Raw genomic sequence first — 8,650 nt, forward strand, 5'->3', positions numbered from 1 at the left:
GCACCCCACAATCCCGCCAGCATCATATCTTGATACTCTTGATGACGATGGTATCGACAGGAGAATGACGTGGCCGGTTCCACCGCCGTGGTGCACGCGATTCGAGCCATTCTCCGAGAGCGTGGCATGACTTACCGCGACCTCGCCGATCTGCTCGGCCTGAGCGAGCCGACCGTCAAGCGCGATCTGGGCCAGGGCAACTTCTCGTTGCGGCGGCTGGATCGCATTTGCGAGGTTCTCGGCGTCACCGTCGAGGACCTGATCCGCAACGACCGCCCGCTCACCAGCGCGCTGACGGAGCTCAGCAAGAAGCAGGAGAACGCGCTTGTCGCCGATGCCAAACTGCTGCTGGTCACCTATTTGATCGTGAACGACTGGCGCTTCGGCGAGATGATGTCCACTTTTCGCATCGACGAGAACGAATTGATCTCGCTGCTGCTGAAGCTGGACAAGCTGCACATCATCGAATACCGGCCACCGCGACGGATCAGGAAACTGACCGCCCGGAATTTCGCCTGGCGCAAGGATGGCCCGGTGCAGGGTTTTTTCCTGTCCCGCGTCTTGCCCGAGTTCTTCGGGGGCGCGTTCGACGGACCGGGCGATGCCTTCCATTTTGTCGGTGGCACTTTGTCCGAGGCCTCGCGTGCGCGCATGAAGGTGGCCGTTGCGCATCTCGTCGAGGAGTTCGAGCAACTCGCACGCCACGATGCCCGGTTGCCGCTGGATACCCGCGACGGTTGCAGTGCGGTGATTGCGCTGCGCAAGTGGGAGTTTTCCGAGTTCACCCTGCTGCGGCGATCAAGCGCGGATATGCCACCCCGATCGGGGTGACGGCTTGTGTGCCGCCATTCGGGCCCACTTCCGGGACGCCTCGCGCGAAGATCGCGAACAGGCTCTAAGATGCTTGGACTGTCCAAAGGGGATTGACCATGCCGATCACCATTGCTGCCTTGCGTGAAACCGCTGCCGGAGAGCGGCGCGTGGCGATCACGCCCGAGATAGCGAAAAAGCTGCGGGGCAAGGGCTTGCGCGTGCTGCTGGAGCATGACGCCGGGCGCGCCGCGGGCTTTCCCGACACCAGCTACGTCGATGTCGATTTTGCCGACGCTGCCGCGGTGCTGGCGCAGGCTGACCTGCTGGCCTGCGTGCTGCCGCCGGACGACGTGGTGTTTGCCGGGATGCGCGAGGGCAGCGTGGTGGTCGGCCAGTTGCGTCCCTACGGTGCGGCCGGGCGGATCGCGGCGTTGAATGCGCGCAAGCTCACCGCGTTCTCGCTGGAGTTGCTGCCGCGCACGACCCGGGCCCAGGCGATGGACGTGCTGAGTTCGCAGGCGGCGGTGGCCGGCTACCGCGCGATGCTGATCGCCGCCGAGGCTTCGCCGAAATTCTTCCCGATGCTGACCACGGCGGCCGGCACCATCCGGCCGTCCAGGGTGCTGGTGATCGGTGCCGGCGTGGCCGGCCTGCAGGCGATCGCCACCGCGCGGCGGCTGGGCGCGCAGATCGAGGGCTATGACGTGCGCCCGGAAACGCGCGAGCAGGTCGAATCGCTGGGTGCGAAGTTCCTCGACCTGGGCGTCAGTGCGGCCGGCAGCGGTGGTTACGCGCGGGAACTGTCCGCCGAGGAACGCGCGGCGCAGCAGCAGGCGCTGGCCGATCACCTGAAGGTGTTCGATGTGGTGGTCAGCACGGCGGCGGTGCCGGGACGGCCGGCGCCGAAGATCCTCACCACGGCGATGGTCGAGGGCATGAAGCCGGGGGCGCTGATCGTGGATCTTGCCGCCGAGGGTGGCGGCAATTGCGAGCTGACCCGGCCGGGCGAGCGGGTCGAACATGGCGGCGTGGTGATCCTGGGGCCGCTGAACCTGCCGGCGGGTGCGCCGCTGCATGCCTCGGAAATGTACGCCCGCAACGTGTTCAACTTCGTCGAGCTGCTGGTGCACGAAGCTGCGCTGAAACCGGACTTCGACGACGAACTGGTGGCGAAAAGCTGCCTGAGCCACGCCGGCGAGACGCGCTTCGCCGGCTGAGCGCGACTCAGCTCTGGCCGTTCTGGCCGGGTGGCGACGGGGGCGGCTGGTTGCCGGATGACGGCGGAGGTGGACGGTCGTGTCCGCCATGCGGGCCGTGCCAGCGGCGCTGGTCCGGTGGCAGCTGCCGCCAGCGTCGAAGCAATTCCTCGCGCTGCGCCGGCGGCAGTTTCTGGAAGCGTTCGAAGGTGGTGTGCAGCTGCTCGCGCTGCTGCTCGGGCATCTGGTGGAACTTGCGCATGTTCTCGCGCGCCTGCTTGCGCTCGGCGGGGGTCATCTGTTGCCAGCGGGCGATGTGCTGGCGGACTTCTTCGCGCTTTTCCGGCGGCAGGGTGACCCAGCGTTCGGCCCGATGAAGCATCCGCGCCTGCTTGCGCGGCGACATGCCGTCCCAGTCATTTTTCAGCGGCGCCAGCACTTCGCGCTGGGCCGGGTCGAGGCTGCTCCACGGACGCACCGGCGGCGCGGCTTCGTCCCGCGACGGCGGTGGCGCGTCCTGTGCGTGCAGTGGCGCCACCGCCACGCCGCCGAGCAGGGTGGCGAGCAGCAGGGGCAGGATCGGGCGAAGGATTCGATTCATGGCTCAGCGTTTCGTGGACGGGCTGTCGGTGCTGGCCAACCAGTCGTAGAACTCCAGGTTCTGGTAGAGGTTGGGGTCGGTCTTGTCGGCATCCGGCGGCAGATCCGCGTCGGCATCGTCGAGGGTGTTCGCCGGATGGATGGCCGCCTGGGTGTGTTGCCGCGGCAGTGGCTGCCACACCATCAGCGCTGCCAGCGCGATCACGGCGAACGCGCCCGAGGGGATCAGCCAGCGGACCGTGCGCTGCGCCGATGCGGCCGGTGCCTGCAGCGCCTCGCGCCGGACCGCACGCAGCCGCCCGGCGGTCACCGGGTCGATGCGCTGCGCGGCCTCGTGCCAGAGCCCGCGTGCACGCTGCTCCAGGTTTTCGCCGGGCCGGTTTTCGCCGGGCCGGTTGTCGTCCAGCCTGTCTTTGTCCAGCGACGTCATCGCCAGTCCTCCAGTTGGTCGCGCAAATGATGCATGGCGCGCGACAGATGGGTTTTCACGCTGCCTTCGGAGCAGCCCATGGCACGGGCGGTTTCGGCCACGTCGAGTCCCTCCAGCATGCGCAATATGAAAGCTTCGCGCTGGCGTTGCGGCAGTTGCCGCACCGCGGCGGCCAGGTCGGCGTACGACTGCACGTCGTGCAGCCGGCCCAGCGGGTCCTGGCCGGGATCGGCCGGCTCCCACACGGGCAGTTCGTCGCCGTCGCCATCGTGGCCGCCGCCCAGCCAGCCGACCACGATCGAGCGCACCTTGCGGCGCCGCTGCAGGTCCACCACGCGCCGGCGCAGGATGCCCCAGAACAGCGGCGCCCATTCCGTCGCGGGCTTGTCGCGGTAGTGCCTGACCAGCCGCAGCATGGCGTCCTGCACCGCGTCCATCGCGTCCTCGCGATGGCGCAGCTGCAGTTCGGCCATGCGGAACGCACGCCGTTCGACCTGGGCCAGGAACGCATCCAGGGTGGCGGGTGTTTCGCGGACCTCGTTCAGCAGATCCGCGTCGAGGGTGCCGATCGCGCTGTTCACGGCGACCGCGTCCCCGTCTTCGATTGGATCATCTGCGGGCTCCGGCGGTGTGCTCCCGGAGTTCAACGCGGCAGGCTCGCACGGGTTGACCGGCACCCGTATGATGCAGGCTCAACGGTGTTCCGACGGGGTGGGGTCATGATCGACGGGTTCCTGGCGCTGTACATCTTCATGCTGGCCGCGTTTACCGGTTATGAAATCATCGCGCGGGTGCCGGTGATCCTGCATACGCCGCTGATGTCCGGTTCGAACTTCGTGCACGGCATTGTGCTGGTTGGCGCCATGATCGCGCTAGGCCGGGCCGACACGCCGTTCGAGATCGCCATCGGCTTCATCGGCGTGCTGCTGGGCGCCGGCAACGCCGCCGGCGGCTACGTGGTGACCGAGCGGATGCTGGAGATGTTCAAGTCCAGCAAGCCGGGCACCGGCAAGGAGGCCAAGTGATGAACTGGCTGCCCACCGTCATCAAGGCCTGCTATTTCATCGCCGCGCTGCTGTTCATCCTGGGCCTGAAACGCATGAGCTCGCCGCGCACCGCGCGCGGCGGCATCGTCTGGGCCGGCTACGGCATGTTGCTGGCGGTGCTGGCCACGTTCTTCCTGCCCGACATGCACAACCGGGGGCTGATCGTCGCCGCGGTGCTGATCGGCGTGAGCGCCGCCTGGTGGACCGGTCGCCGCGTGGCGATGACCGCGATGCCGCAGATGGTGGCGCTGTACAACGGCATGGGCGGCGGCGCGGCAGCGGCGATCGGCGCGGTCGAGCTGATCGGCTACGCGCGCGGTCTGGGCATGCTGCATGCGGTGCCGGACACCTCGCCGCTGCGTCCGGAGGCGTGGGCGGTGAATGCGTTGCCGCCGGCACTCTCGCCGGTCGAACTGACCTTGGGCGTGCTCGGCGCGCTGATCGGCGCGGTGAGTTTTTCCGGCTCGCTGGTGGCGTTCGCCAAGTTGCAGGGCTGGATGGACAGGCGCTTCGTGTTCGCCGGCCAGCGCGCGGTGAACATGCTGCTGCTGGCCGCCGCCGTCGTTACCGGTTTCATGCTGGTGCTGGGTCAGGCCAGCCTGCCGCTGATCCTGGTGTTCTTCGCCCTGGCGCTGCTGTTCGGCCTGATGATGACGCTGCCGATCGGCGGCGCCGACATGCCGGTGGTGATCTCGCTGTACAACGCGTTCACCGGCCTGGCGGTGTCGTTCGAGGGTTTCGTGCTGGGCAACGAGGCGATGATCATCGCCGGCATGGTGGTCGGCGCCGCCGGCACCTTGCTGACCCAGCTGATGGCCAAAGCGATGAACCGCTCGATCGGCAACGTGCTGTTCGGCAGCTTCGGCGCCGCCGGCGGCGAGGCGCAGGCGATCACCGGTGCGCAGAAACCCATCGACGGCGCCGACGCGGCGGTGATGATGGCCTACGCCGAACGCGTCGTGATCGTGCCCGGCTACGGCCTGGCCGTGGCGCAGGCGCAGCATAAGGTGTGGGAGTTCGCCCAGTTGCTGATCAAGCGCGGGGTGAAGGTGAAGTTCGCGATCCATCCGGTGGCCGGCCGCATGCCCGGCCACATGAACGTGCTGCTGGCCGAGGCCGGCGTGCCGTACGACCTGATCGCCGACATGGACGACATCAATCCCGAGTTCGCCACCACCGACGTGGCGCTGGTGATCGGCGCCAACGACGTGGTCAACCCGCTGGCCAAGACCGACCCGGCCTCGCCGATCTACGGCATGCCGATTCTCGACGTGAGCAACGCGAAGCAGGTGATCGTGATCAAGCGGGGCAGGGGCACCGGTTTTGCCGGCATCGAGAACGCCCTGTTCTACGCCGACAACACCCGCATGCTGTATGGCGACGGCCAGGCGGCAGTGGGCGAACTGGTGACGGCGCTGAAGGACGTGGACGGCTGAGGAGCAGTCCGGGCGCTGCTGCGCTCAGCCCCGGCAACGTCGCCACCAGGCCAGCCATGCTGCCATCAGCATGCCCAGGCCGGTCCAGGCGAAGTCGGCGGGTGACAAGGCCATGCGAGCCAGTTGCCACAGCATGCCGACACCGGCGGTGCGCATCGCCTCGATCAGCCCCAGCCCCATGTTGCCCGCGATCAGCACGCCGGCGATCAGCACGTTCACGTAGAACGTGGCCAGCAGGGTGGCGGCGACGGCCATCAGCGCCGCGCCGGTGCCGGCCGGGCGCACGCAGGTGCGGATGGTCAACGCCAGCAGGGCGCCGATGGGCAGGGCCAGCCATGGCGCGGAGTGGCGCAGATACATCGAGACGACCATCCATACCGCGCCGCCGGCCAGGCCCAGCATGGCGGCGCTGAACAGCGAAAAGGCATACAGCAAGACGGCGCGCGTGCTCATCGGTGGTGCCGGTTCAGTAGGGCGGGAAGCATGCGTCGTCCATCGGGCAAAGCGGCCATCATAGCGTGCCGCCGGGCCGCGGGCCCTTGAGTTCGGCCGCCGAGGCCTGATCTGGGACAAGCGGCCGCACGCGGCGGCCGGCATAATAGGCAACCCGGGTTCGACGCACGTGCGCGCCCATCGAGACAGGATTGGCGTTGGCATGAGTGGTTTCAGTCTGAGCAGCGAACCGTTCACCCTGGTGCGCGACTGCAATGCCGTGATGGTGCCGCAGGGCGAGCAGGTGACGCTTCCCGCGGGCCAGATCGGCTACATCACCCAGGCGCTGGGTGGCAGCTTCACCGTCTACGTGGAAGGCAATCTGTTCCGCATTGCCGGCGACGACGCCGACGCGCTGGGCAAGCCGCGGCCCGAACCCATCCAGGTGCCGGCGAACGCCACCAACGAGGATGTGGAGAAGCTCGCCTGGGAGCAGTTGCGTACCGTGTTCGATCCGGAAATCCCGGTGAACGTGGTCGAGCTGGGGCTGGTCTACGACCTGAGCCTGGAACAGATCGCATCCGGCGAGCGCAAGGTCTACGTGAAACTCACGCTGACGGCTCCCGGTTGCGGCATGGGCGACATCCTGGTCGACGATGCGCGCACCAAGCTGGAGATGATTCCCACGATCAGCGAGGCCGAGGTGGACCTGGTGTTCGATCCGCCGTGGTCGCACTCGATGATGTCCGACGCGGCGAAACTCGAAACCGGCATGCTCTGAGTTTCATCAGCGCGGTTCGGCGAAGAACCGCGCACGGGTTGTTCATCGCGCGATCGTCTCTGCCATCGCTCCGATCATCGACGTTCACCGCACCGTGAAATGCAGGCGAGCCTGCTGATGCGTGGTCTCGTGCACGCGTTATTCACGATGAATTCGCGCTTTTTGCCTGCGTCCGCGATGACTGCCGACTCTGTGATATCGGTCACTCCAAGTAGGAAAAAGTCGGGTTGTTCCGGCTTGATTCGAAGCCTATGGTAAAGCGATCCGTCTTCGGGGAGGTTGACGGATGGTCCTTTGGCGGCGTGATCGCCGTCTTGCAGTTACGCATCCCCGCACTGCCTGCACAATGGAATGTCAGGGGGAGGGCAGGCGATACGGATGTAGTTTGGGATCGCTAGACAGAAATTGAAGAAGGGGTCGTGCCTCGCACGGCAAATCTTGCATGGGGCCGCGTGGCCGCATCGGGCTCGCCTGTCCCCGTCATTGTCTAGGAGTTCATTCAATGCCCAATCACTACCGCCTGAAATTGCTGGTCGCCGCGATCGGCATGGCTACCGCCTCGGTCGCCACCGCTGCCACCACCAAGACCCTGCATGCGCAGAATCTGGGAGCGGTGCCCACCAGCACGCTGGCAACCAAGCTCAACCTCGGTCAGGACATGTCGCTGGCACCGCGCAGCGCCGTCAGCATCGCCAACGGTCACAAGGTCGTGCGCCAGCAGCAGATGTATCGCGGCGTGCCGGTCTACGGCCGCAGCATCGCCGTGGTGCAGGATGCGCAGGGCAACGCGCTTCGTGCGAGCGGCGAACTGATGCAGGGTGCCTCGCTGGGGCTGACCTCGGTGCTGCCCAAGCTCAGCGCTGCCCGCGCGATCTCCGCGCTCAAGGCACATGCACACACCCGCCTGGTCGGTGGCACCACGATCAGCAATCAGAAGACCGACCTGTTCGTGTATCCGCAGGACAACGGTTCCGCTCGTCTGGTCTACCGCGTGTCGTACTTTGTCGGCGGCGCGCACCCGTCGCGTCCGACCGCGATCATCGACGCCAACACCGGTGAAGTGGTCAAGAGCTGGAACGGCCTGACCGATGCCTCGGCCACCGGCCCGGGCGGCAACCAGAAGACCGGCAAATACATCTACGGCACCGATTACGCCGCGCTCGACGTGACCCAGTCCGGCAGCACCTGCACGCTGCAGAACACCAACGTGAAGACCTACAACCTCAACCACGGCAGCAGTGGCGGTTCGGTGGTCAGCTTCACCTGTCCCAACAGCGACACCGATGCGATCAACGGCGCCTATTCGCCGGTCAACGACGCGCATCACTTCGGTGGCGTGGTGCATGACATGTACAACTCGTATACCGGTGCGCCGCCGCTGAACATGCAACTGGTGATGAAGGTGCACTACCTCAGCAACTACGAGAACGCGTTCTGGGACGGTAGCGCGATGTACTTCGGCGATGGCGCCAGCACGTTCTACCCGCTGGTGTCGCTGGACGTGACCAGCCACGAAATCAGCCATGGCTACACCGAGCAGAACTCCGGCCTGGAATACAGCGGCCAGTCCGGCGGCATGAACGAGGCGTACTCGGACATCGCCGGCGAAGCGGCCGAGTTCTACGACCGCGGCGCGGCCGACTTCCTGGTCGGCGCGGACATCGTCAAGACCAGTGCCGGCATCGGTGACGCGCTGCGCTACATGTGCAACCCGCCGCAGGATGGCGGCTCGATCGACAACGCGGCCGACTACACCTCCGGCCTCGACGTGCATTACTCCAGCGGCGTGTACAACAAGGCGTTCTGCCTGCTGGCCAAGACCTCGGGCTGGGACGTGAAGAAAGCGTTCCAGGCGTTCGCGCTGGCCAACAAGTCGTACTGGACGGCCACCTCCACCTTCAACTCCGGCGCCTGCG

10 protein-coding genes are annotated in these 8,650 nt (G+C 66.6%); 6 read left to right on the forward strand and 4 right to left on the reverse strand.

Going from position 1 to position 8,650, the window contains the following annotated elements; all coding sequences use genetic code 11:
* Positions 1-69: 69 nt before the first annotated feature.
* Both ASD82_RS11000 and ASD82_RS11005 read left to right on the forward strand, forming a co-directional pair.
* Positions 70-831: a helix-turn-helix transcriptional regulator gene (locus tag ASD82_RS11000; RefSeq protein WP_056717882.1), complete on the forward strand. Its 762-nt coding sequence runs from the start codon at positions 70-72 to the stop codon at positions 829-831.
* 98 nt (positions 832-929) lie between these two features.
* Positions 930-2,030 (forward strand): NAD(P) transhydrogenase subunit alpha, encoded by a 1,101-nt coding sequence (locus tag ASD82_RS11005; protein WP_056717883.1) that lies wholly within the window; start codon positions 930-932, stop codon positions 2,028-2,030.
* A gap of 7 nt (positions 2,031-2,037) precedes the next feature.
* Here ASD82_RS11005 and ASD82_RS11010 read toward each other — a convergent pair whose 3' ends face one another.
* From ASD82_RS11010 to ASD82_RS11020, 3 genes are read right to left on the reverse strand one after another with little or no spacing between them, the layout of a single operon-like run.
* On the reverse strand, positions 2,038-2,610 hold the full coding sequence (locus ASD82_RS11010) for a DUF3106 domain-containing protein (RefSeq protein ID WP_056717884.1): 573 nt from the start codon (positions 2,608-2,610) through the stop codon (positions 2,038-2,040).
* 3 nt (positions 2,611-2,613) lie between these two features.
* On the reverse strand, positions 2,614-3,039 hold the full coding sequence (locus ASD82_RS11015; protein WP_056717885.1) for a hypothetical protein: 426 nt from the start codon (positions 3,037-3,039) through the stop codon (positions 2,614-2,616).
* Positions 3,036-3,620 carry an RNA polymerase sigma factor gene (locus ASD82_RS11020; protein WP_056717886.1) on the reverse strand — a complete coding sequence of 195 codons (585 nt, stop codon included), beginning with the start codon at positions 3,618-3,620 and terminating at the stop codon, positions 3,036-3,038. Before ASD82_RS11020 ends, ASD82_RS11015 begins: the two co-directional genes overlap by 4 nt.
* A gap of 138 nt (positions 3,621-3,758) precedes the next feature.
* On the opposite strand from ASD82_RS11020, the gene ASD82_RS11025 reads away from it, so the two are divergent.
* Entirely contained in the window at positions 3,759-4,064 is a 306-nt protein-coding gene (locus ASD82_RS11025) for an NAD(P) transhydrogenase subunit alpha (protein WP_056717887.1), read from the forward strand.
* Positions 4,064-5,521, forward strand: coding sequence for an NAD(P)(+) transhydrogenase (Re/Si-specific) subunit beta (locus tag ASD82_RS11030; protein ID WP_056717888.1), 1,458 nt, complete (start codon positions 4,064-4,066; stop codon positions 5,519-5,521). Before ASD82_RS11025 ends, ASD82_RS11030 begins: the two co-directional genes overlap by 1 nt.
* Before the next feature lie 24 nt (positions 5,522-5,545).
* On the opposite strand, the gene ASD82_RS11035 is transcribed toward ASD82_RS11030, so the two are convergent.
* The gene (locus ASD82_RS11035; protein ID WP_056717889.1) at positions 5,546-5,974 is read right to left on the reverse strand and encodes a hypothetical protein; all 429 of its coding nucleotides are present in this window, start codon (positions 5,972-5,974) and stop codon (positions 5,546-5,548) included.
* Between the two features lie 202 nt (positions 5,975-6,176).
* Between ASD82_RS11035 and sufT the strand changes: the two genes are divergently transcribed.
* Positions 6,177-6,734, forward strand: a complete 558-nt coding sequence (gene sufT, locus ASD82_RS11040; protein ID WP_056717890.1) for a putative Fe-S cluster assembly protein SufT — start codon at positions 6,177-6,179, stop codon at positions 6,732-6,734.
* Between the two features lie 502 nt (positions 6,735-7,236).
* On the forward strand, positions 7,237-8,650 hold a 1,414-nt coding region (locus ASD82_RS11045), incomplete at its 3' end, for a M4 family metallopeptidase (protein ID WP_056717891.1).

Source organism: Rhodanobacter sp. Root179, from assembly GCF_001428465.1.
Taxonomy (GTDB): domain Bacteria; phylum Pseudomonadota; class Gammaproteobacteria; order Xanthomonadales; family Rhodanobacteraceae; genus Rhodanobacter.